Here is a 22,004-nt window from a genome sequence, read left to right as displayed (position 1 = left end):
TGGGTACAGGCCGCCGCTCCCGCCGGGACCCGGCCGGGTCGAGCAGGGCGCTGAAGCGCCCAAAACGCTCGACCCGACCGGGCGGCCTGCGTGAGCGGTCGCGCTCAACCCAACCCAGAACAGCGGATCCGGCCTGTCGGCGAATCGCCCGGGACGCGGACATCGTCCCGAAGGGCCTAGATGTGCAGGCCGTCAGGCGGCGATCGCGTTGTGGACCGCCACCCGGTGCGTGTCGGGGTTGGACCATGACCAGTTGGGATGGGCCCGGTTCGTCAGCAGGACCACCACCATGCGGCGGGCCGGGACCACCAGCAGCGACGTGCCGGTGAAGCCGGTGTGGCCGAAGGACGTGGCGGAGGCCAGCCTGCCCATGAACCAGGGCTGGTTGATCTCCACGCCGAGGCCGTGGTCGGCGGAGCGGCCCGGGCGTTCGGCGTCGATGGCCGGCTTGCCCTTGTTGACGTCGGTGAGCATCTTCTTGACGGTCGCGGCGGAGAGGATGCGCTTGCCGTTGTAGGTGCCGCCGTTCAACAGCATCTGGCCGATGACCGCGACGTCCCGGGCGCTGGCGAACATGCCGGCGTGTCCGGCCACCCCGCCGAGGATGTTGCAGACGTCGTCGTGGACCGTGCCGCGCAGCAGGCCACGGGAGGTGCGGGCATCGGTGGCCACCAGGCGCTGCTTGTCGGCGACCCACTTGAGCGGCCGGAACCCGGTGTCCTTCAGCCCGAGCGGGGTGGTGAGGTGATCCCGTACGGCCAGGTCGAGGGTTTTGCCGGTGAGTTTCTCGACCAGCCGGCCCAGCACCATGAGCCCGACGCTCGAGTAGCGGAACGTCGTGCCCGGCACCCCGCCGCTGACCAGCGGCGCGGTCATCACCGACCGCCAGCGGGCCGTGTTGTCGGCCATCCCGGTGACCTTCGCGCCGACCGGCAGCGCGCCGGTGTGCGCCAGCAGCATCGCGATCGTCACCTTGTCCTTGCCGGCGCCGGTGAACTCGGGCAGGTACCGCTGGACGGGTGCGTCGAGGGCGATCTTTCCCTGGTCGACCAGCTGCAGGGTGAGGATCGCCGTGTACACCTTGGTGAGCGAGGCCAGGTCGAAGATCGAGTCGGTACGCATCGCGACGCGCTTCGCCGCGGGCAGGTCGACGGGACCGGCGCCGTATCGCAGCGCGTTTCCGACCGCCGTCGTGAGCTGCGTCTTTCCGTCCTGTGCGACGAGCGCTACCGCTCCGGCGTACCCGGGATGCTTGGGGTTGTCTTTTGTGGGTTTGAGGTATTTGACCAGAGCGGCCCTGACCCCGGCGGCGTAAGACGGCCCGGAAGCGGCGGGCGAGGCGGGCGCGCCGGCCGGCTTGACCGCCTGCGCGGCACCGGAGGCTTCCGGCAGCGGCGCGCTGGTCGCGACGGGCTCGGCCCACGTCGCGGAGGACGATGACGACCGGCCGCAGCCCGCGAGCACGGCGGCGCCGGCGGCCAGGCCCGAGCTCAGAACGGCGCGGCGCGAAAGAGTCACGGCGACGATGATGACACGCGTCCGTGCCAGGATGAAGTCATGGTCAACAGTCCGGTGGCGTTCGTGCTCGGTGGCGGTGGAGTTCTCGGCGCGGTCGAGGTGGGCATGCTCCGTGCGCTCTTCCGCGCCGGTTTCCGCCCGGACGTGGTGGTCGGTACGTCGATCGGCGCGGTCAACGGCGCCCTGGTCGCCGCCGATCCGAGCGAGGCCGTCACCGACCGGCTGGTGCGCCTCTGGACGTCGCCCGAGGCGGCCGCGGTCTACGGCGACTCGATCGGCCGGCAGATGCGCCGGTTCGCGGCCCGTACCCACCTCCATTCGCCCCGCCCGCTGCGCCGGCTGCTCGAGGGCGAGCTCGGCGAGCACACCACGTTCGCCGACCTGAAGACCCCGTTCCACTGCTGCGCGGCCAGCATCGAGCGGGCCGCCGAGCACTGGTTCGACAGCGGTCCGCTGGTCGACGCGGTGCTGGCGTCGTCGGCGGTGCCGGGGCTGCTGCCGCCCATGGAGATCTCGGGGGAGCACTATGTGGACGGCGGGATCGTCAATTCGATCCCGATCGGTGAAGCGGTCCGGCTCGGTGCGAGACTGATCTTCGTGCTCCAGGTGGGGCGGATCGAGCGCCCGCTCAGCGTGCCCCGCCGGCCGTGGGAGGTGGCCCAGGTGGCGTTCGAGATCGCCCGCCGGCACCGGTTCGCGCGCGAGCTTGCCTCGCTGCCCGACGATGTACGCGTGCACGTCCTTCCCAGCGGCGGCGGCGATACCCGCGACGACAGCCCGTGGGCGTACCGCGACATGGCGGCCGTCGGCCGCCGGATCAGCCGCGCCTACACGGCGTCCCGCCGCTATCTGTCGGCGAACGTGAACCCGCTGCCGGGCGGTGGCTGATGCCGCTGCCCCCGGTCTGGGTTCGCCGGCTGATCTTCGCGCCGGCGGTCGTGCTGCTCGCGGTCGGCCTGCTGACCACCCTGCCGGTCTGGCTGCTGCTCGCGCTCGCCGCGTCGCCGCTGGTCCCCGGCCATCTGCGGGTGCCCCGGCTGGTGTTCCTGGCGATCGTGTACGTGGTGTGGGACGCGGCCGCGCTGGTAGCGCTGGTCGTGCTCTGGGTCGTCTCCGGCTTCGGGTGGAAGATCCGCAACCCGCGGTTCCAGCGGGCCCACTACGTGCTGACCGGCAAGTTGCTCGGGGTCCTGTTCTGGGTGGCCCGCTGGTCGCTGCACCTGACCGTGGACGTGGTCGGCACCGACCCGGACACCGCGATGCCGGGCCGCCCCGAGATCGTGGTGAGCCGGCACGCCGGCCCGGGTGACTCGTTCATCCTGATCCACGGCCTCGTCAACTGGTTCGACCGCGAGCCGCGGATAGTGCTGAAGGCGACCCTGCAATGGGACCCGGCGATCGACGTGCTGCTCAACCGCTTGCCGAGCCGGTTCATCTCGCCGGGTCGGTCGATCTCGAAGAACCTCGAGCAGGAGGTCGGCGAGCTGGCCGACGGCCTGGACGACAACGACGCGTTCGTGATCTTCCCGGAGGGCGGCAACTTCACGCCGCGCCGCCGGATCAAGGCCATCGCCTGGCTGCGCGCCCGCGGGCTGTCCGACATGGCGGAACGGGCGGAGAACCTGCGCAACCTGCTGCCGCCGAAGCCGGGCGGCCTCTCGGCGGCGATCGACGCGGCCCCCGACGCCGGGGTGATCTTCGTGGCGCACACCGGGCTCGACCGGCTGATGACCGTGGCCGACGTGTGGCGCGAGCTGCCGATGGACAAGCAGCTGGTCATGCGGTTCTGGAGCGTTCCGCCCGAGGAGGTGCCGGCCGGAGAGGAGGAGCGGGTCGTCTGGCTCTACGACTGGTGGGCCCGGATCGACTCGTGGATCGAGGAGCACCGGCCGACGGTCCGCCCGCTGAGCACGGACTGGACCGCCCGCCGGCGTGGTCCTCGGGAGAAGGCTCAGGAGCCGAGCGAGCTGTAGAAGCTGTCCGGCGCCTCGGTGATCTCCGAGGCGGCGGGCGCGGTCACGGTGATCGGCTTGCCGTAGTTCGCGTACGTCACCTGGAGCGGCTCGCTCTGCGGCAGCTCGACGGTGAGCGTGGAAAGCCGGCCCTGCGGGTCCAGGGTGGCCGTGAACGGCACGTTCTGCACCGGCGCGTCCGAGGCGGCGACGGTGACCTGGCCGAGGCCGGCCAGCCCGGCCGCCTTCGACAGATCCAGCGAGCCGGAGTAGCTCGTATCGCTGGTCGCCTTGACGTCGGTGGTGTTCTTCAGCAGGTCGGCCGTGCTCACCGGGTCGATCTGGCCGGGCTTGAGCCCGATGTTCACGCCCGCGGGCAACCGGGAGCCGTCGACGTGGGTCCAGGTGCCGGCCTTGGTGATTCCGGGCACCTGCGCGTAGAGGTCCTGCCCGATCAGCAGGGTCTTGATGTTGATCTCGGCGTTCGGGCCGCTCGCGGTGAGCTGGGCGGTGCCCTTGCCGCCGGGCGGGTCGATCGACGCGGTCAGCTTGAAGCCGGGTCCGGATGTTGCCGTGAGGGTGAAGCTGGTGTCGCCGAGCTGCTCGGCCGCGACGGAGAGCTTCGCGGCCGCCGTGGGATCGGCCGAACCGGTGACGCTTGTATGGGGGGCCGGGGCGCCGCTCGACGACGGCGTGGCGGCGGTGTTGTCGCCGCAGCCGGCCACCGCGAGGGCGACTGTGGCCATCGTCGCGAGGCCCAAACCGGCGAGCCGTGGTGTCCGCATGTCCGTCCTTCCTGACAGTTCGAGGTGACAGACATCAATTCCCGACCGCCCCGGTGGGCAAACGACCCCGGGTGACGCGGCATTATGGCGGGAGGCAAAACACCTGGAGGATCCGTGAGGTTCGAGGTCAGCAAGGTGCTGGACGCCATCGAGGCGCGGCTGAGCACCGACCCGGCGCTGGCGCGCGCGGTCGTGGACCTGTCCGAGATCGTGCGGTACGCCGACCTCGACGGCGGTCGTCCGGCCAGCTCGGTGCGCCTCGGCCTGGTCGTCGACGCCCTGGGCCGCTACCTGGCCGAGGACAACGTCCCGGTCTACGTCGTGTCCCCGCGCGGCCTGCTCTCCGACACCGATCTCACCTCGAACGAGCGCATGGTGATCCGCCGCTGGGCCGACGACGGCAAGGTCGAGGTGGTGCCCGTGCTCGACGACCGGGTCTTCGAGGTGGCCGAGCTGCTGGGCGTGCCGGTGCTGACCCGCACCCGGGGTGACCAGTTCCGCGGGCGCCGGCAGTGGATCGACGAGCCGGGCCGGCTGCTGGCCGCGGTGGCGGGCGAGGGCGGCGCGCCGGTGCTGGTCTCCCGGGTCGGTCGCGGCGACCCCACCAAGCAGCCGGAGCGCTCGCCGATGGGGGAGCGGATGCTGGCCCGGGTGTGGCGCTGCTCCGAGTCCAACTGCACGAGCTTCGGCTCGGGCGGCGACCCGGACAGCCCGTTCGCCGACATGCGCACGTTCACCAGCCCGGTGGCGCAGCCGCCGCCGGCGATCCGGGCCGGGGTGCCGAGCTGCCCGCGGCACGGCGCGAAACTCAAGGACGCGGGGGCCCGCCCGGCCGTCGAGGTTCTTTCCGTACGCATCGACGGCGTGGTCCGCAAGCGCTTCGTGGTCTCGGCCGACGCGCCGGTCGTGGTCGGCCGCGCACCCGAGGGTGGCAAGGGCGTCATGCTCGGCCAGTGGCTCACCGAGGACGCCCGGAAGTGGATCAGCCGCGGACACGCGAAGTTCACCCTGCTCCCGGGCGGCGGCCTGGTCGTCGAGGACGTGAGCACGAACGGCACCGGCATCCGGCCGGGCGGCTCGGAGGACGACGACGAGCGGGTCACGCTGGGTCGCGGCGAGTCCCGCCAGCTGGCGCCGGCCGACGTGGTCGAGCTCTACGGCGGCGTGAACGTGGGCCGCTCGAAGCTGTGGGCCACCGGCGGCGTCGCCCAGACCCAGTCGGTGATGGGCGAGGCGCCGACGATGGCCCTCCGCAAGTTCGAACGGAGCTAGCTGGCTCCGCTTCGCTCCGCGGGCGATTGCCTTGTAACCGGTGAGATGGCAGGCGGTTTTCCGACCCCGCAAACCCCGCGGCGTCGAAAAACCACATGCCATCTCACCGGCGGCAATCGCGAAGTATGGCCGTTAACTGGGCGATGGCGTGGTCCAGCTCGTCCGCGGTCACCATCAGCGGCGGGGCGAGGCGGATGGTCGAGCCGTGCGTGTCCTTGGCGAGGACGCCGCGGGCGGCCAGCCGCTCGCAGGCCTGCCGGCCGGTCATCAGCGCCGGGTCGATGTCGACGCCGGCCCACAGCCCGCGCCCGCGCACCGCCACGACACCCTTGCCGACCAGGGCGTTCAGTCCCGCGTGCAGCCGGTCGCCGAGCTCGGCCGAGCGCCGCTGGAACTCACCGGTCTGCAGCAGCCGCACGACCTCGACGCCGACCGCGCAGGCCAGCGGGTTGCCGCCGAAGGTCGAGCCGTGCTCGCCCGGCTTGAGCACCCCGAGCACCGCCCGGTCGGCGGCGACCGCGGACACCGGCACGATGCCGCCGCCGAGCGCCTTGCCCAGCACGTACATGTCGGGGACGACTTCCTCGTGCTCGATCGCGAAGGTCGTGCCGGTGCGGCCCAGCCCGGACTGGATCTCGTCGGCCACGAACAGCACATTGTGGGCGTCGCAGAGCTCCCGGACGCCGCCGAAGTAGCCCTCCGGCGGCACCAGCACGCCCGCCTCGCCCTGGATCGGCTCCATCATCACGGCCACCGTGTTCGGCGTGATCGCGTCGGCCAGGGCGGCCAGGTTGCCGTAGGGGACGATCACAAATCCGGGGGTGTACGGCCCGAAGTCGTTGCGCGCGTCCGGATCGGTGGAAAAGCTCACAATCGTGGTCGTACGCCCGTGGAAGTTGTCGGCCGCCACGATGATCTCGGCCTGCCCGTCCGGGACGCCCTTGACCTGGTATCCCCACTTGCGGGACACCTTGATCGCCGTCTCGACCGCCTCGGCGCCGGTGTTCATCGGCAGGACGAGGTCTTTCCCGCACAGCGTGGCCAGCTCGTGGCAGAACTCGCCGAACTGGTCGTGCACGAAGGCCCGGCTGGTCAGCGTGACCCGGTCGAGCTGGGCGTGCGCGGCCGCGATCAGGCCGGGGTGCCGGTGGCCGAAGTTCAGGGCCGAGTACCCGGCGAGGAAGTCCAGGTAGCGGCGGCCGTCGACGTCGGTGACCCAGGCGCCCTCGGCCTCGGCGATGACGACCGGCAGCGGGTGGTAGTTGTGCGCCGTCCAGCGCTCGGCCTCCGCGAGCGCTTCCGGCGTACGAAGGTCAACACTGGTCATGATGAGCGCACCTCCAACGTGCAGCACTTGGGTCCGCCGCCGGCCTTGCGAAGCTCGGAGACGTCGACCCCGATGGTCTGGTAGCCGGCCGCCTTGAGCTCGGCGGTCAGGTGAGTGGCCTGCACCGGCAGGACAACGGTACGGCCGTCGCTGACCGCGTTGAGGCCCAATACGGCGGCATCCTCCGCATTCGCGATGATCGCGTGCGGGTACAGCTGGCGGAGGACGGCCTGCGAGCCGGGGGAGAAGGCCGGCGGGAAGTACGCGACGTTGGTGTCGTCGAGCACGCACAGCGCCGTGTCGAGGTGGTAGTACGCGGGGTCGACCAGCTGCAGCGTGATCACCGGGCGCTGGAGGACCTCCTGCGTCTCCGCGTGCGAGGCGTGCGAGGTGCGGAAGCCGGTGCCGGCGAGCATGATGTCGCCGGCCAGCAGGATGTCGCCCTCGCCCTCGTTGGTGTGCTTGGGCACGGTCACGTCGAAGCCGTGCTCGCGGAACCATGCGGCGTACGCCGGGGCCTCGTCGGCCCGCTCGGCGTCGCGGAACTGCACGGCCAGCACCCGGCCGTCGACGACGGTGGCGCCGTTGGCGGCGAAGACCATGTCGGGCAGGCCCGGCAGCGGGTCGATCAGGTCGACGGTGTGCCCGAGATCGAGATATGTCTGCCGCAGCGTCTCCCATTGCGAGACGGCGAGCGCGTTGTCGTAGGGCGCCGTGGGATCCATCCACGGGTTGATCCGGTACGTGACCGCGAAGTGGGTGGGGCGGCACATGAGGTATCGGCGCATGACTGAAACGCTAGGTCGCACCCGTGGTTGCACCCAGCGCTCAACCGTGCGTGCCGCGTTCGATTGTTGCGTACTCAGCCGTTGTGGCGGCGAATCATTGCATGGGCAAGGGCGGCCCCATCGGGACCGCCCCTGCTGCCCGTCAGAAGTGGTTGACCGTGTGCGCGTCCAGCCACTCGCGGAACGTGGAGACCGAGTTGGTGTCCGTGCCCAGCCAGGACAGCGACCCGGTCAGGGCCAGCACACCGAGCACGATCGCGCCGAGCGCCAGCACCATGCCGAGCAGTGCATCGGACTTGCCGGCCACGTGCCGCTTGCCGGTGGCGTGGATACCGCTGAGTGACAGGATCAGCGCCAGGCCGGCCACGCCGATGCCCCAGCCGAGCAGCGGCCCGGAGAGCACCAGCAGGACGGCGGCCACGCCGAGGATCAGGCCGAACGTGGCGAGCATGCTGGCCCGCGGTTTCGGCCCGGCGGCGACCGGTGGCCGGACCGCGGTGTCGGTGTCGGTGTCAGTGTCGGTGTCGTCCTTCGGGAAGACGGGCCGGGACACGGTCGAGGGCGGCGGTGGCGGGGGAGGCGTGCGCCGCAGCTCGGTGGTCGTCGGCTCATCGTCCCGCCGGGGTAGCACGGGAGTGGTGCGGTTGTCGGTGGCCGTGGCGGGACTCGCCGCCGCCGGACGCTCGGCCTCCGCGGTCTCGGGCTCGGTCTGGCGGGAGAACGTCGGGATTCTCACGTCCAGCACCTCCTTGACGATGTCGGGGATGACACTGCCTGTACCCCGATCTCGCGCCGGGCACACCAAGGGGCGCGGACCGGCAGGTCACGCGCCCCTTCAGGGTGTCTCAGCGGTGTCTCTCAGGCGGCGTTTCTCAGGCCGGCAGGGAGACGACGTCGCTGGCCTTGCTGATCACGTGGTCGACGAGGCCGTACTCCTTCGCCTCCTTGGCCGTGAACCAGCGGTCGCGGTCGGCGTCGCGCTCGATCTCTTCCGCGGTGTGCCCGCTGTGGAACGCGATCCGCTCGTTCATCACGTTCTTGATGTGCAGCATGCTCTCGGCCTGGATGGCGATGTCGGCCGCGGTGCCGCCGATGCCGCCGGAGAGCTGGTGCATCATGATCCGCGCGTGCGGCAGCGCGTACCGCTTGCCGGGGGTGCCGGCACAGAGCAGGAACTGGCCCATCGAGGCCGCCATGCCCATCGCGATCGTGGCCACGTCGTTCTTGATGTACTGCATCGTGTCGTACACCGCCATGCCGGCGCTGATCGAGCCACCGGGCGAGTTGATGTACAGCGCGATGTCCTTCTCGCTGTCGTTCGAGGCGAGCAGCAGCATCTGGGCGCAGATGCGGTTGGTGACCTCGTCATTCACCTCGCTGCCCAGGAAGATGATGCGCTCCCGCAGGAGCCGCTCGAAGACCTGGTCGTCGAAGGATGCGCCGCCGCGCATCGCCAACTCGTCAACACTCATGCTCTTACTTTCTCTCATCCATCCGACCCGCACCCAGCGATTCTCCTCTAGGCATAACCGCCGGCTCCTCATCGGAGCCCGTTGCCGACCTGACGTGCCGTGGGCGAGGATCACCGTCGGTTTCATCCCATATGTCTTCCCGGGGACGGCAACAGCGCCGCCAGCGGGCGGCCGATCTCGACGATGTAGGTGGACAGCATCTGGCCGGTTCCGGGCCCGACGTCGAGGGCGTTGTGCGGTGTGCCGGGCGGGATGAGGAAGGGGTCGCCGGCGTGCAGGGTGAGGGTCGGCCATCCCTCGATCATCATGGTCACGGTGCCGGCGAGGATGAAGCCGACCTCTTCACCGGGATGGGTGTGCCAGCCCGACTCGACGCCGACGGGAATCTCGGTGCGGACCTGGACGATCTCGCGTCCGGGTATCGAGGACGGCTGACGGAGGAGCTCGGTGCGCTTGAGCTTTCCGGCCAGCGCGTCGGCCGGTTGCGATGCGGTGGTCACGGCGATCACCTCGCGGTCAATGCGGTACGCAGGAAGTCGATGGCCTGGGCGATGGCCGCGCGCGCGGCCCGCGTGCCGGCCAGCGAGTTGAGCAACATGAAGTCGTGGACCGTGCCGTCGTAGCGCACGGTGGTGACCGGCACGCCCGCGAGACGAAGCTTGGCCGCGTACGCCTCACCCTCGTCGCGGAGCACGTCGGCCTCGTCGACCAGCAGCAGCGCCGGGGGTAGTCCGTGGAGCTGCTCGACGTCGGCCTGGTTCGGCGAAGCGGTGATCTCCGTACGCTGCGCCGTGTCCGGAACGTACGCGTCCCAGAACCACTCCATGGACCGGCGGCTGAGGTAGTAGCCCGTGGCGAACTCGTCGTAGGAGGCGGTGTCCATGGCGGCGTCGGTGACCGGGTAGTAGAGCGACTGCTGCACGAACGTGACGTCGCCGCGTTGCTTGGCCATGAGCGCGAGCGCCGCCGTCATGTTCCCGCCGACCGACTCGCCCGCGACCGCCATCCGGCTCGCGTCCAGCCCGTAGGACGCTCCTTCGCGGATGATCCACTGTGCGGTGGCGTATCCCTGTTCGATCGCGACCGGATAGCGGGCCTCCGGCGACGGCGTGTACTCGACGAACGCGACGGCCGCGTGCGCGCCGACGGCAAGCTCACGGACGAGCCGGTCGTGGGTGCCGGCGTTGCCCAGAATCCAGCCTCCCCCGTGCATGTAGACGACGACGGGCAGCAGCGGCCCGGCGTCGACCGGCTTGACGACGCGGACGCGGACGTCCCCGGCGGCGGCCGGGACGGTGACCCATCGGTCGTCGACGGGCGGGGCCTCGACCGGACCCGACTGCAGGTCGTCGAGAAGCTTGCGGGCCGCTTCCGGCCCGAGCTCGTACAGGAAGGGCGGCTTCGCGGTGGCATCGGCGAGGTCTTGCGCCGCGGGCTCGAGAACGATGCGGTTATGTGCGGACATCGGATCTCCTAGCCGGCGTTTTCGGCGTGCTGCCCAAGGAAGGCCAGCAGCTCACGGTTGACTTCCTTGGCGTGCGTCACGCACAGCACGTGCGGGCCGCCCTCGATCTCGACGTAGCGCGCCTGCGGTACGGCGGCGTGCATGCGCCGGCCCTGACCTTCGAGCGACAGGATTCGGTCGGCGGTGCCGTGCAGGATCAGCGTGGGGACGTCGATGCCCTTGACGTCGGCGTGGAAGTCCTCGAGCCAGGTGGGCACGCAGGCCCACGTCGCCCACGGCGAGGCGTCGGCGCCGGCGTTCCAGTTGGTACGGACCGTCTCCTCGCTGACCCGGGTGCCGAGGTAGTCGTCCAGGTTGAGGAAGTCCTTGAGCAGCCCGGTCAGCCAGCCGGCCCGGTCGTCGAGGATCGCCTGTTGGACCCCGTCCACCCCGGCCTGGTCGACCCCATGCGGGTTCTCGTCCGACCGGACGAACGACGGCGCGAGGCTTTCGATGAAGACGCAGCTCTTGAGCCGCCCCGTCCCGTAGGTGCCGATGTACCGGGCCAGTTCGCCGGTACCGAGTGAGAAGCCGATCACGGTGGCGTCCACCACGTCCAGCCGGGCCAGAACCCGGTCGAGATCGGCGGCGAGCGTGTCGAAGTCGTACCCCACAGTGGGCCTATCCGAGCGGCCGAACCCGCGACGATCGTATGCGATCACTCGATAGCCGGCCGACAGCAGCGCGTGCACCTGAGGCTCCCAGGAACGGCTGTCCAGCGGCCAGCCGCTGAGCAGCACGACCGGTCGGCCGCTGCCGTGATCCTCGTAGTACAGATTGATGTCGGCGAGGTTCTCCCGGCCGACCGTGATCGTTCCCATCATGTGCCCCCTCGAATCGCTCCTTCGAGGGAATCTCCCAGAGGGTGCCATCTGCGGACAGGCCCGTTGGCCCGACGGCCGGAGTGGGTTCTCCGGCACCGATTTCCGGCTACCCCTACCTTCTCATTCGTGCCACCCTGACAGCATGGTGGGATGCCAAGCACGGTGCTGGTCGTCGACGACGACCCTGCCTTCCGCGCTCTCGCCAGACAACTTCTGACAGACTGGGGACACGACGTGGTCGGCGAAGCGGGCACCGTCGCGGAGGCGCTTGCGCGTGCCTCTCAGATGTGGCCCGACGTCGCCCTTGTGGACGTCGGGTTGCCGGACGGCTCCGGCTTCGCCGTCAGCCGGCGCCTGACGGCGCTGCCCCGGCCCGTGCGGGTGGTCCTGATCTCCACGGACTCCGACCAGGCGTTCCGGTCGGCAGCCCACCGCGCCGGCGCCGCAGGATTCCTCCCCAAAACGGAGCTGACGAAGGACGCCCTGGACGATCTGCTGGGCGAGCGCTGAGCGGTCATGGACACGACGGGCTCGGCAACGGTCCTGCGAGTCATGATCGGCGAAGACGACGTCCTGCTCCGCGAGGGCGTCGCGCGGCTGCTGGCCGAGGCCGGCCTTGACGTGGTCGCCCAGGCCGGTGACGCGGACGAACTCATGAGCAAGGCCCTTGCCTACCGTCCCGATGTCGCGATCATCGACGTGCGAATGCCGCCCCACCACGAGCACGACGGACTGGTCGCCGCCGTGGAGCTTCGCCGGCGCCTGCCCCGGACCGCGGTATTGATCCTGTCGCAGTTCTACGAACCGTCGCTCGCTTTGCAGCTCATCGGCGACCAGCCCGAAGGGGTGGGCTACCTGCTCAAGGAACGGGTCGGTGACGTCGAGACCTTCCTGGAGGCGATCAACCGGGTGGCCGTCGGCGGCAGCGTGCTCGATCCCGAGGTCGTCGGGCGTCTCCTGGGTCGGCAGAGACCGGACGACCCGCTGCGCGTGCTGTCCGCCGGCGAGCACGCGGTGCTGGCGGCGATGGCCGAGGGCAAGTCGAACGCTGGTATCGCGGACACCCTGCACATCAGCGAAGCGTCGGTCGAGAAACACGTGACCGCCATCTTCCGCAAGCTGGGCATCCGGCCCGCGGGTGGCGAGCATCGGCGCGTGCACGCCGTCCTGGCGTTTCTTCGCGGGAGCGGTGAACGGCGGTGATCCATCCCGGCCGGCGCGGCCCCGCGGACCGGACGGCCGATGCGCCGCCGGCCGGCGAGCCACCCGGCACGGGGGAACGTCCGCTCGTCGATCAGCTGGCCGCGCTCCGCCGCCTCGGCGAGCTCGTCGCTCGAGGGATCGACCGCGCGGCCGTGTTCGACGCGATTGTCGCGGAGGCGTACGCGGCGTTCCAGGTCGACTTCACCGCGTTGCTCAGGTACGAACCGGACGGAGTCGCACACATCGTCGCCCTGCGCAACGGGCCACCCGGCTTGGAGGTCGGCGAACGGGCCCCGCACCTGCCCGACGGACTGGTCTTGCGGGTCTTCGACTCCGGGCGGCCGGTCCGGGTCGACTACGCCGACGTGCCCCGCGACGAGGCAGCCCGGTTGCACGAGCTCGGCATCACGGCCGGCGTCGCCGCCCCCATCCTGGTCGAGGGCCACCTCTGGGGCGTGCTCACCGGGATGAGTCTCTCCGGTACCGTCGCGGCCGGCCTCGAACATCGGATCGCGGATTTCGCCGACATCGCCGCGACGGCCGTCGCCGGCGCCCACGCGAAGGACGACTTCCGGGTTTTGGCAGATGAGCAGGCTGCCCTCCGTCGGGTCGCGGAGCTGGCGGCCCGGGGGACGGAACCGGACGATGTCTTCCGGGCGCTGGCCGTCGAGGTCTCCGCACTCCGGAACGGCTGCCGCACGTTGATCGCCCGGTTCGACCACGGCGGCACGGCCACCGTCTTGGCGGTCAGCGGAGAACGGGGCCGGGCGGCCGGAAGCGTCCGCTTCACGGGTGACGACCTGGGCGCCGTCGTGCAACGACACGGCCGGGCCGCCCGCATCGACGACTACTCGTCGGCGCCGGTTTCGGAAGCCACGACCGAGGCGAGGGCTTCCGGCATCCGGGCGAGCGTGGGCGTCCCGATCACGGTGGCGGGCGAGATCTGGGGTCTGCTGGCGATGACCTCGAACGACCGGCCCCTCCCGCCGGACACCGAACGCTGTCTTTCGCAGTTCGCCGAGATCGCCGCGATCGCGATGCTCAGCGCGAAGTCCCGGGCCGATCTGCGCCGGCTGGCCGCCGAGCAAGCGGCGTTGCGGCGGGTGGCCGAGCTCGTCGCCCGCGGAACGGGAGGTCAAAGACTCTTCGACGCCGTCACCGGCGAGGCCGCCGCACTCACCGGGAACGAGGCGAGCACCCTGGCGCGGCTCACCGGTGAGCGGACGATCACTGTCGTGGCCACCCATGGCGGCCCGGCGCCGGTCGGGTACACCGTGGAGATTCCCCTCGACGACGGCGGCCCGGTCGCCGAGATGCTACGGACCGGACGGTCGGCGCGGCTGGACGACTACGGCGCGAAGACCGGCCCTTTGCTCGGGCACACCGAGTTCGGTGTCGGCTCGAGCGTGTTCGTGCCGATCGTCGTCGAGGACCGGATGTGGGGGATGATCGGCGTCACCACTCCGGGACGTCGGCTACCGGCCGACACGGAACAGCGGTTGGATCAGTTCGCGGAGCTGGTCGCCGCCGCGCTCGCCAACAACCAGGCCCGGGCGAAGGTCGAGCAGATGGCCGGCCAGCAAGCGGCGCTGCGCCAGGTCGCCGAACTCGCTGCCGCGAACGCGTCGGCGGAACAGGTCCTCGAATCAGTTGCCGTGCAGGCGTCCTACCTGGCGGGCGTGTCGTTCACCACGGTCCTGCGGTACGAGCCCGACGGATCAACCGAAATCGTGGCGCTCAGCGGCGCCCCGGGAGACCTCGTGCCCGGAATGCGCGCGCCCGGCACCGGTGACGGGGCCGTGCAGCGGGTGTGGCGCACCGGCCGCTCGGCCCGGATCGACAACCTCGCCGGGATGTCGGGGCGGTGGCCTCATGTCGCCCACGGTTTCGGCTTCTCCGCCAGCGCGGCGGTACCCATCCGACTGCAGGGCCAGCTCTGGGGAGTGCTGGTCGCCGTGGGCCGTGACCGGCCGATCTCCGAAACGGTGCTGGACGACCTCACCAGCTTTGCCGAGCTTGCGGGAACCACGATCTCCGCCGCTCAGGCCCGCGACGAGGTGCGCGCCCTCGCGCAGGAGCAGGCCGCCTTCCGCCGGGTGGCCGAACTGGTTGCCCACGGCACTGCCCTCGGCGAGCTGTTCGAGGCGATCACGACGGAAGCGTCAAAGCTGCTGGGCGGCTCGCCGGCGGTGCTGCGACCGTTCGACGCCGATCGGTCTGCCGTCGCGCCCGGCGAGGTCTCGGTTCCGGTCACCGTCGAGGGACAGATCTGGGGAACACTGACGGCACAGATCCCGGAGCCTCCCGTTGCCGGCACGACCGAGCGCCTCCGGCAGTTCGCCGATCTCGCCGCCCTGGCCATCGCCAACGCCGAGAACAAGGCGCAGCTCACGGCGTCCCGAGCCCGGGTCGTGGCCACCGCGGATGAGACCCGGCGGCGGCTGCAGCGCGACGTCCATGACGGGGCACAGCAACGGCTCGTCCAGGCGATCATCACGCTGAAACTCACCCGGGACAGTCTCACCAGAGGCCGGGCGGTCGGCGACCAGATCGACGAAGCCCTCTACCACGCCGAACGCGCCAACAACGACCTGCGCGACGTCGTCCACGGCATCCTGCCGGCGGCCCTCACCCAAGGCGGCCTGCGCACCGGACTGGAATCCCTGATCGGCGACATGAGCCTTCCCGTCCGGCTCGGGCTCGACACGCCCGCGCTGCCCACCGAGATCGAGACCACCGCCTACTTCATCGTCGCCGAGGCCCTGACGAACGTCATCAAGCACGCGCGCGCGACCCAGGCCGAGGTCAGAGTCCGCCTCGACGGGGCCAACCTCTCGATAGAGATCAGTGACGACGGCGTGGGTGGGGCCGATCCCGCCGGCGGAACCGGCTTGACCGGCCTGTCGGACCGTGTCGGCGCCGCGGGCGGGACCCTCGGCATAACCAGCACCGCCGGCAGCGGCACCGCGGTGCACGCCTCCCTGCCGATACCGCGGCCCGGCTGAACGAAATCGTCTGCGAGTCGACGTCGAGGTCGGCGCGGAGAACGGGCGAGGTCAGGCGTCCGCCTCGACGGTGTGTGGGACGAAATAGCACTGGTTCTTCGTGACCAGGCCGTCGACGCCCAGGCCCTCGCGGATGCCCATGCCGGCCGGTTCGCCGTCGATCAGCCAGGCGCCTAGGACGGGATGGACCGTGCCCTCCAGCCCGTCGAAGGAGGGGAGCTCGCACAACTCTTGCACCACGAAGAGGCCGTCCGCGCCGTACTCGGAGGGATTCTCGGTGATGGTCTCGCCCTCGCGCACCAGGGTGACCGAGCCGCCCTCCCGGCCCCAGACCGGCTTTTTCGCGTACGACTTCAGCGCAGCCGCGCCGGAGGAGCCCGCGAAATAGGACGGCAGCAGGAAGCGGGAGCGCTCGGGATCGTCGCCGAAGAGCTTCCACAGCACCGGCAGGATGGCCTTGTTGCCCAGCAGCCCGGCCTTGTACGGCGGCTCGATCCAGACCGTGCCGTGTTTCGTCGGGTCGGCCATGTTGCGGAAGAAGGCCTTGCCGCCCTCTTCGTGCCAGAACCACTCCCAGGGGTACAGCATGAAGATGATGTCGATCGGCTGCGCCTTGTGCTCCTCGCCCGGCGAAGGGACGAACACCACCCGGTCCCCCGCGACGTCCCAGCCGATCTGGCTCATCGCGATCAGCTCGACGGGGTAACCGGCTTCCTCGGCGGTCGACATGAGGTAGGCGACGTTCATGCGATCCTCGCCGGAGACCTCGCTGGTCTCGTACGCGAAAAAGATCTTGGGTTTCTCGGGGAGCCAGGTGCGGGCCTCGCGCAGCTTGGCGATGTTGCGCCGCCAGGCGCCGGGGTTGGCGGGCTCGCCGTCGATCGCCTCCCAGCCGACCAGGCGGTCGTGGATCGAGTTCCACTGGCGCCACGGGTGCCGGGTCACGCCGGTCTGGTCGACCCAGTGCCATTGGATGACGGCGCTCTCGACCAGGGACGTCGGCGTCTGCGCGTTGAACTCGAGCAGCTTGGGCGTGGTGCCGGCGCCGTTGTACCAGAGGTCGAAGCGGCCGTAGACGCTCGGCGAGTAATCCGGCGTCTCCATCGGCAGCCGCATGTCGGGGTCTTTGTCGTAGTGCGTCCACGTTTCCGCGTCGCCGTCGAACCACGTACGGATGATCTGCTCATGCGCGAACTCGGGGATGCCGATCTTGGCGAGGAAGCAGGTCGACGGGTTGCAGATCGAGGCGAAGTAGCCCTGCCGACGGCCCTCGACGGTGTGTCGCGGGCACTGCTTGACCATCCAGTCGCCGGCCTCGAGGCACATCGCGTGCAAAACAGAGGTGGCCGACTCGAGCTCCTCGATCTCGGCCGCCGTGAAGTCGTAGTACGGGCCCTCCTGCCAGTACGAGATCATCGTCCCGTCGGGCAGTTCGGTGTCGTTGTAGGTCAGTCCGAGGCTGAAGTTGGTGAGTTTCCACCCGTCCCGGACCGGACCGTACGGAACCCGGCGCACGGTCAGCTGCCGCCCGACTTGTGGCTGCCGGATTTGCTGCCGCTGCCGCCCTTGCCGACCACACTGGTCTTGACCGTGCCGTTGCCGATCTTGCCGGTCGAGGGCAGGCCGAACGACGAGCGCGACGCCTTGTCGTTGTACGCGAACTTGGCGCCACCGGCCGGCAGTCGCGAACCGATGGGATAGCCCGACCGGTAACCCGACGAGTGCCAGATGTAGTACGGCACCAAGCCGCCGCCGTAGTGACGGTTGTCGTCGCAGTAGTCCTCGTCGACGATCACACCGTTCGCGTCGGCGCAGTAGAAGCCCTCGTCGTGGTACTGGTTGCCGCTGTCGCAGGCCGCCGCGCCACCCGCCGCCAGCAACAGGAAGCTACTGGTCAGCGAGACACTGCGGGAGGTCATGCGTTTGTTCATCATTTCTTTGTAACGCCTCTCAGCAACCGGCACCGAGCCACTGGGCCTAGTCCCGAGGGCCGCCCGCCACATAGATGACCTGGCCGGACACGAAGCCGGCGCCCTCGCTGACGAGGAAGGATACGGTGTTCGCGACGTCTTCGGGACGCCCGGCACGGCCGACGGGAATCTGACTCACGGCCGCCTTCTCGAAATCGGCGAAATCCATCCCAACCCGGGCGGCGGTGGCGGCCGTCATGTCGGTCACGATGAAGCCGGGGGCGACGGCGTTCGCGGTGATGCCGAAGCGACCCAGCTCGATCGCGAGCGTCTTGGTGAAGCCCTGGAGGCCGGCCTTGGCGGCCGAGTAGTTGGCCTGGCCGCGGTTGCCGAGCGCCGACGTGCTGGAGAGCGAGACGATCCGGCCCCACCCGGCGTCGACCATGTGCTTCTGCACCGCGCGGCTGAACAGGAACGACCCGCGCAGGTGGACGGCCATGACCGTTTCCCAGTCGTCGTCGGTCATCTTGAACAGCAGGTTGTCGCGGAGCACGCCGGCGTTGTTGACCAGCACCGTCGGCGCGCCCAGCTCGGTGACGATCCGCTCGACGGCGGCCCCGACCTGGGCCGAGTCGGAGACGTCGGCGCCGACGGCGAGCGCGGTGCCGCCGGCGTCGTGGATCGCGGTGACGGTGCTGGCGCAGGCGCCCTCGTCGAGATCGACCACCGCGACCGCCAGACCGTCGGCGGCGAGCTTGCGGGCGGTGGCTTCCCCGATGCCGCGCGCGGCACCGGTGACGATGGCTACGCGGGTGGGAGCGGACTGCGACATCGCGACCTCCAGTGATCTCTGCGCCGACGGCCGACTGTAACCCGGCTCACGCGCAGCGCCGCAGCCGGATCCACCGATAGCCATACCCGGCGACCGGGACCTCGGCGAGCTTGCCCAGGTCGGGGTACTCTCGGTCGGCGAGAATGTCGTTCGGTGACTCGGCCTCGGCGTACACGGAGCTGAGATCGACGACCGCATCATTTGTGCACAGGTTGTGCACAAACAGCATGGTACCGGTGCGGTCGTCGGCCCGGTGCACCAGCACTCCGGCCGGTACCGGAACGTCGACGTGGGTGCAGCTGCCGGCGCCGATCTCGGGCGCCTCGCGGAGCGTGCGGATCATCCGCTCGAACCAGGAGAGCAGCGACGTCGTGTCGTGCCGCTGATCGGTCACGTTGACCCGGTGGTAGCCGTACTCACCGTCGGAGATCACCGGGCGGGTGGGCGTGCCCTCGGTGAAGCCGGCGTTGGGCAGGTGGGACCACTGCATCGGGGTACGGATGGCGTCCCGTCCCTCCAGCGCGAGGTCGTCGCCCATGCCGATCTCCTCGCCGTACCGCAGAACCGGCGTGCCGCGGAGGCTGAACTGCAGCGAGTAGGCGAGCTCGATCCGCCGCCGGTCGCCGCCGAGCATGGGCGCGAGCCGTCGCCGGATGCCGCGGCCGTAGAGCTGCATCGCGGGCTCCGGCCCGAACTCCTCGAACACCCGGGCGCGCTGGTCGGCGGTGAGCCGGGAGAGGTCGACCTCGTCGTGGTTGCGCAGGAAGGTGGCCCACTGCCCGCCGTCGGGCAGCTGCGGCGTCTCGCGCAGCGCCTCCATGATCGGCTCGGGGTCCTGCCGGGCCAGGGCCAGCATCAGCTTGGTGTTGAGCATGAAGTCGAACAGCATGTGCAGCCGGCTGTTCGAGCCGCCGGAGTCGCCGAAGAACACGCCGAGCTGGGCGGGCTCCACGTTCGCCTCGGCCAGCAGCATCGCGTCGCCCTTGCGCCACTGCAGGAACTGCCGCAGGTCGGTGAGGAAGTCGTAGTCCTTGGGCGAGTTCGGATTGCCGGGCTCGGTCTCCTCGATGATGAACGGCACCGCGTCCATCCGGAACCCGGCCACGCCCAGCTGCAGCCAGAACGCGCAGATCTTCTTGATCTCGGCGCGTACCGCGGGGTTCTTGATGTCCAGGTCGGGCTGGAACTTGTAGAACCGGTGGTAGTACCAGGCCTTCGCGGTGCGGTCGTAGCTCCAGGTCTCGCCCTGCTCGCCGGGGAAGACCATGCCCTGGTGGCGGTCCGGCGGCGCGCTCTCGCTCCAGACATACCAGTTCCGGTACGGCGATTCCGGTGACGACCGCGCGGACTGGAACCAGGGGTGCTGGTCCGAGGTGTGGTTCACGACCAGGTCGATGATCACCTTGATGCCGAGACTGTCCGCCTGATGCAGCAGCTCGGCGAAGTCACCGAGCGTGCCGAAGCGCGGGTCGACGTTGTAGAAGTCGGACACGTCGTAGCCGTCGTCCCGGTCGGGCGACGGGTGGATCGGGTTGAGCCACAGGCACGTGATCCCGAGCCGGGCCAGGTAGTCGAGCCGGCCGATGAGGCCGCGGATGTCGCCGACCCCGTCCCCGTTCGAGTCGGCGAAGGTGTCGATGTCGAGGCAGTAGACGACGGCTTTCTTGTACCAGCGGTCACTCATACCCGTCATAGATGCCACCGGGTGACATCCGCGAAACCGGGTAAGAGGTGTTGATGAGCGGATGGGTGGCGTCGGTGATCGAAGCGCTCGGCGAGCTGGGCGTCGGCCTGCTCGTCGCGCTGGAGAATCTGGTGCCGCCGATCCCGAGCGAGATAGTGCTGTCGCTGGCCGGCTATCTGGCCGCCGAGGGCCGGGTCGGCCTCGTGCTCGTGCTGATCGCGGCCACCGCCGGGTCGGTGGCCGGGGCGCTGGCGCTGTACGGGCTGGGCCGGTGGCTGGGCGAGGAGCGCCTCCGCCGATGGCTCGACCGGATTCCGCTGGTCGACGCGGCCGACCTGGACAAGGCCGATCGCTGGTTCGAGCGGCACGAGCGGGGCGCCGTGCTCTTCGGGCGCTGTGCTCCGGTCGTACGGTCGCTGATCTCTGTTCCGGCCGGAGCCAATCGCATGCCGCTCGGCCAATTCGTGGTTTTCACCGCTCTCGGCAGCGGAGTGTGGAACGCGCTGTTCGTCGGGGCCGGATATCTGCTCGGCGAGCGCTGGCGCGACGTGGAGAAGTACAGCCACTGGTTCGACTACGCGGTCGGTGCGTTCTTCGTGGGTGCGGTCGTCTGGTGGGTGGTCAAGAAGCGCCGACGGGCGGCCGCTGTGCGTAGCGACCGCCCGTCGTGATCAGCGGGGGATTCCGGCCCGCGAGGGGACGGCGTTGGCGAAGCGTCCCCCCTCAGAAACCTGCGCTGATCTTGGTGAATGCCCAGTCGGCCTGCGCGATGCCGGAGCAGTTCGAGACCACTCCGCCGCCGGCGCAGCCACGGTCCCGGTTGACCGCCCAGAAGGTGAACCGCGCGAAGCCCTTGCTCTTGGCGTAGTCGCGGATCCGGGTCCAGGTGTCGGTCGAGGTCAGCTCCTGCTGGTCGGACAGGCCGTTCATGCCGGAGATGCCCATGTGCGAGTACGCCTGCGCGTCGGTGTACCCGAAGGTCGTCTTGAGCAGGTTCTTCAGGCCCTCGGAGGCGTTGACGGTCGAGGTGTACATATCGGAGCCGCCACCGAAGTCGAACGGCATCTGGGTGAAGATGTCGATGTTCGCGCCGAGCGCCTTGGCCTGCTGCACCAGCCGGGTGCCGTAGTAGGTCGGGCCGGTCGTCGAGGTGCCGAAGGTCAGGATCGTCTTCACCGACGGGTTGTTCTGCTTGATGATCTTGAGCGCGCCGACGATCCGGTCCGCCACCACGGTGTTCTCGAACTCATCGGTGTTCTCGATGTCGATGTCGATCGCCTTGAGACCAAAGGCATTGATGACCTTCTGGTACGCCCCGGCGAGCGCGTCGACGGTGGTGCAGTTCGGGCCGAGCTTGTTACCGCTCCAGCCACCGATCGACGGGACGATGTCCGCGCCGGCCGCCTTGATCTGCGAGATGTAGCTGGCGTGCACGCCGCCGGTCAGGCCGCTCTCGCCGTCCCACGCCGGGTTGCAGCCGCCGTTGGCCAGCACGAACGCCATGGTGAACGCCTTGATACCGGTCGCGCTGGTGACCGTCGACGGCGCCGGCGGGTTGCCCCAGCCCGGGTAGACGTACGGCGCCGACGCCATCTTGCCGCCGGTCGGCGGGTTCGTGGTCGGGCCGGAGGTGGGCTGCGTGGTCGGCGGGGTGGTGCCGCCACAGGCGCCGTTGTCGGCCCACACGTCCCACTGTCCGGAGTGGGTGGCGGGGGACTCGTTCTGCGTCCACCACTTCGCCGTGTAGTTGTGGCCGTTCTGCGAGGCCTGGTTGCCGCCGACGTAGACGGCGCTCGACGACCAGGCCGCCACGCAGGCGACGGCCGCGTTCGAGCTGGTCATGGGGATGACGGCGGTGGTCAGGCCGGCGGCGGCCACGGCGGCGACCACCAGCAGTTTTCTGCCGAGTTTCACGGGGACTCCTACGG

The 22,004-nt window shown here is 70.0% G+C and carries 21 protein-coding genes; 7 read left to right on the top strand and 14 right to left on the bottom strand.

Annotated elements, in window-relative coordinates; genetic code table 11:
• Positions 1-192 precede the first annotated feature (192 nt).
• Positions 193-1,518: a serine hydrolase domain-containing protein gene (locus A3CQ_RS0123235; RefSeq protein ID WP_020513355.1), complete on the bottom strand. Its 1,326-nt coding sequence runs from the start codon at positions 1,516-1,518 to the stop codon at positions 193-195.
• Positions 1,519-1,557: 39 nt separating this feature from the next.
• Between A3CQ_RS0123235 and A3CQ_RS0123230 the strand changes: the two genes are divergently transcribed.
• Both A3CQ_RS0123230 and A3CQ_RS0123225 read left to right on the top strand, forming a co-directional pair.
• Complete coding sequence (locus A3CQ_RS0123230) at positions 1,558-2,406, top strand: patatin-like phospholipase family protein (RefSeq protein ID WP_020513354.1); 849 nt, start codon at positions 1,558-1,560, stop codon at positions 2,404-2,406.
• Positions 2,406-3,491, top strand: coding sequence for a 1-acyl-sn-glycerol-3-phosphate acyltransferase (locus A3CQ_RS0123225; protein WP_020513353.1), 1,086 nt, complete (start codon positions 2,406-2,408; stop codon positions 3,489-3,491). Before A3CQ_RS0123230 ends, A3CQ_RS0123225 begins: the two co-directional genes overlap by 1 nt.
• Here the strand turns inward: A3CQ_RS0123225 and A3CQ_RS0123220 are convergent.
• Positions 3,470-4,255 (bottom strand): LolA-like protein, encoded by a 786-nt coding sequence (locus A3CQ_RS0123220; RefSeq protein ID WP_040432721.1) that lies wholly within the window; start codon positions 4,253-4,255, stop codon positions 3,470-3,472. The genes A3CQ_RS0123225 and A3CQ_RS0123220 overlap by 22 nt on opposite strands.
• A 114-nt stretch (positions 4,256-4,369) precedes the next feature.
• Between A3CQ_RS0123220 and A3CQ_RS0123215 the strand changes: the two genes are divergently transcribed.
• The gene (locus A3CQ_RS0123215) at positions 4,370-5,527 is read left to right on the top strand and encodes an FHA domain-containing protein (protein WP_020513351.1); all 1,158 of its coding nucleotides are present in this window, start codon (positions 4,370-4,372) and stop codon (positions 5,525-5,527) included.
• A gap of 103 nt (positions 5,528-5,630) precedes the next feature.
• Here the strand turns inward: A3CQ_RS0123215 and rocD are convergent, their stop codons facing one another.
• The 7 genes from rocD to A3CQ_RS0123180 all read right to left on the bottom strand — a co-directional run bounded on the left by rocD (position 5,631) and on the right by A3CQ_RS0123180 (position 11,439).
• A complete protein-coding gene (gene rocD / locus A3CQ_RS0123210; protein WP_020513350.1) occupies positions 5,631-6,854 on the bottom strand; it encodes an ornithine--oxo-acid transaminase in 1,224 nt (407 codons plus the stop codon).
• Positions 6,851-7,663, bottom strand: a complete 813-nt coding sequence (gene ddaH, locus A3CQ_RS0123205) for a dimethylargininase (RefSeq protein WP_342663683.1) — start codon at positions 7,661-7,663, stop codon at positions 6,851-6,853. Before ddaH ends, rocD begins: the two co-directional genes overlap by 4 nt.
• Positions 7,664-7,784: 121 nt before the next feature.
• A complete protein-coding gene (locus A3CQ_RS57640; protein WP_157296196.1) occupies positions 7,785-8,378 on the bottom strand; it encodes a hypothetical protein in 594 nt (197 codons plus the stop codon).
• 136 nt (positions 8,379-8,514) lie between these two features.
• Positions 8,515-9,114, bottom strand: a complete 600-nt coding sequence (locus tag A3CQ_RS0123195; RefSeq protein ID WP_051115321.1) for an ATP-dependent Clp protease proteolytic subunit — start codon at positions 9,112-9,114, stop codon at positions 8,515-8,517.
• Between the two features lie 122 nt (positions 9,115-9,236).
• Positions 9,237-9,614 (bottom strand): cupin domain-containing protein, encoded by a 378-nt coding sequence (locus A3CQ_RS0123190; protein WP_157296194.1) that lies wholly within the window; start codon positions 9,612-9,614, stop codon positions 9,237-9,239.
• Positions 9,615-9,619: 5 nt separating this feature from the next.
• Positions 9,620-10,579, bottom strand: coding sequence for an alpha/beta hydrolase (locus tag A3CQ_RS0123185; protein WP_020513345.1), 960 nt, complete (start codon positions 10,577-10,579; stop codon positions 9,620-9,622).
• Between the two features lie 8 nt (positions 10,580-10,587).
• Positions 10,588-11,439, bottom strand: a complete 852-nt coding sequence (locus A3CQ_RS0123180; protein WP_026206073.1) for an alpha/beta fold hydrolase — start codon at positions 11,437-11,439, stop codon at positions 10,588-10,590.
• Between the two features lie 153 nt (positions 11,440-11,592).
• Here A3CQ_RS0123180 and A3CQ_RS0123175 point away from each other — a divergent pair, with 153 nt between their 5' ends.
• Genes A3CQ_RS0123175 through A3CQ_RS57635 form a run of 3 tightly spaced genes read left to right on the top strand, consistent with a single transcriptional unit; the run spans position 11,593 to position 15,650 of the window.
• On the top strand, positions 11,593-11,952 hold the full coding sequence (locus A3CQ_RS0123175; RefSeq protein WP_020513343.1) for a response regulator: 360 nt from the start codon (positions 11,593-11,595) through the stop codon (positions 11,950-11,952).
• Between the two features lie 33 nt (positions 11,953-11,985).
• On the top strand, positions 11,986-12,645 hold the full coding sequence (locus tag A3CQ_RS0123170; RefSeq protein ID WP_211216669.1) for a response regulator transcription factor: 660 nt from the start codon (positions 11,986-11,988) through the stop codon (positions 12,643-12,645).
• Entirely contained in the window at positions 12,642-15,650 is a 3,009-nt protein-coding gene (locus A3CQ_RS57635; RefSeq protein ID WP_020513341.1) for a GAF domain-containing protein, read from the top strand. The genes A3CQ_RS0123170 and A3CQ_RS57635 overlap by 4 nt, the downstream gene beginning before the upstream one ends.
• Positions 15,651-15,701: 51 nt before the next feature.
• Here A3CQ_RS57635 and A3CQ_RS0123160 read toward each other — a convergent pair whose 3' ends face one another.
• The 4 genes from A3CQ_RS0123160 to A3CQ_RS0123145 are packed head-to-tail and all read right to left on the bottom strand — an operon-like array spanning position 15,702 to position 20,076.
• Positions 15,702-17,165 carry a glutathionylspermidine synthase family protein gene (locus A3CQ_RS0123160; RefSeq protein ID WP_020513340.1) on the bottom strand — a complete coding sequence of 488 codons (1,464 nt, stop codon included), beginning with the start codon at positions 17,163-17,165 and terminating at the stop codon, positions 15,702-15,704.
• A gap of 2 nt (positions 17,166-17,167) precedes the next feature.
• Complete coding sequence (locus A3CQ_RS0123155; protein WP_020513339.1) at positions 17,168-17,569, bottom strand: hypothetical protein; 402 nt, start codon at positions 17,567-17,569, stop codon at positions 17,168-17,170.
• A gap of 58 nt (positions 17,570-17,627) precedes the next feature.
• On the bottom strand, positions 17,628-18,392 hold the full coding sequence (fabG, locus tag A3CQ_RS0123150; protein ID WP_020513338.1) for a 3-oxoacyl-ACP reductase FabG: 765 nt from the start codon (positions 18,390-18,392) through the stop codon (positions 17,628-17,630).
• Between the two features lie 46 nt (positions 18,393-18,438).
• Positions 18,439-20,076 (bottom strand): alpha-amylase family protein, encoded by a 1,638-nt coding sequence (locus A3CQ_RS0123145; protein ID WP_020513337.1) that lies wholly within the window; start codon positions 20,074-20,076, stop codon positions 18,439-18,441.
• A gap of 53 nt (positions 20,077-20,129) precedes the next feature.
• Here A3CQ_RS0123145 and A3CQ_RS53715 point away from each other — a divergent pair, with 53 nt between their 5' ends.
• Positions 20,130-20,747: a DedA family protein gene (locus A3CQ_RS53715; protein WP_020513336.1), complete on the top strand. Its 618-nt coding sequence runs from the start codon at positions 20,130-20,132 to the stop codon at positions 20,745-20,747.
• A 52-nt stretch (positions 20,748-20,799) separates the two neighbouring features.
• Here A3CQ_RS53715 and A3CQ_RS0123135 read toward each other — a convergent pair whose 3' ends face one another.
• Positions 20,800-21,990: a carbohydrate-binding protein gene (locus A3CQ_RS0123135; RefSeq protein ID WP_040432718.1), complete on the bottom strand. Its 1,191-nt coding sequence runs from the start codon at positions 21,988-21,990 to the stop codon at positions 20,800-20,802.
• Positions 21,991-22,004 lie beyond the last annotated feature (14 nt).

The sequence above is a fragment of the Paractinoplanes globisporus DSM 43857 genome (genome assembly GCF_000379645.1).
GTDB classification, from domain to species: domain Bacteria; phylum Actinomycetota; class Actinomycetes; order Mycobacteriales; family Micromonosporaceae; genus Actinoplanes; species Actinoplanes globisporus.
The sequence above is the reverse complement of the archived record's forward strand: the minus strand, read 5'-3'. Positions and strand labels throughout refer to the sequence as shown.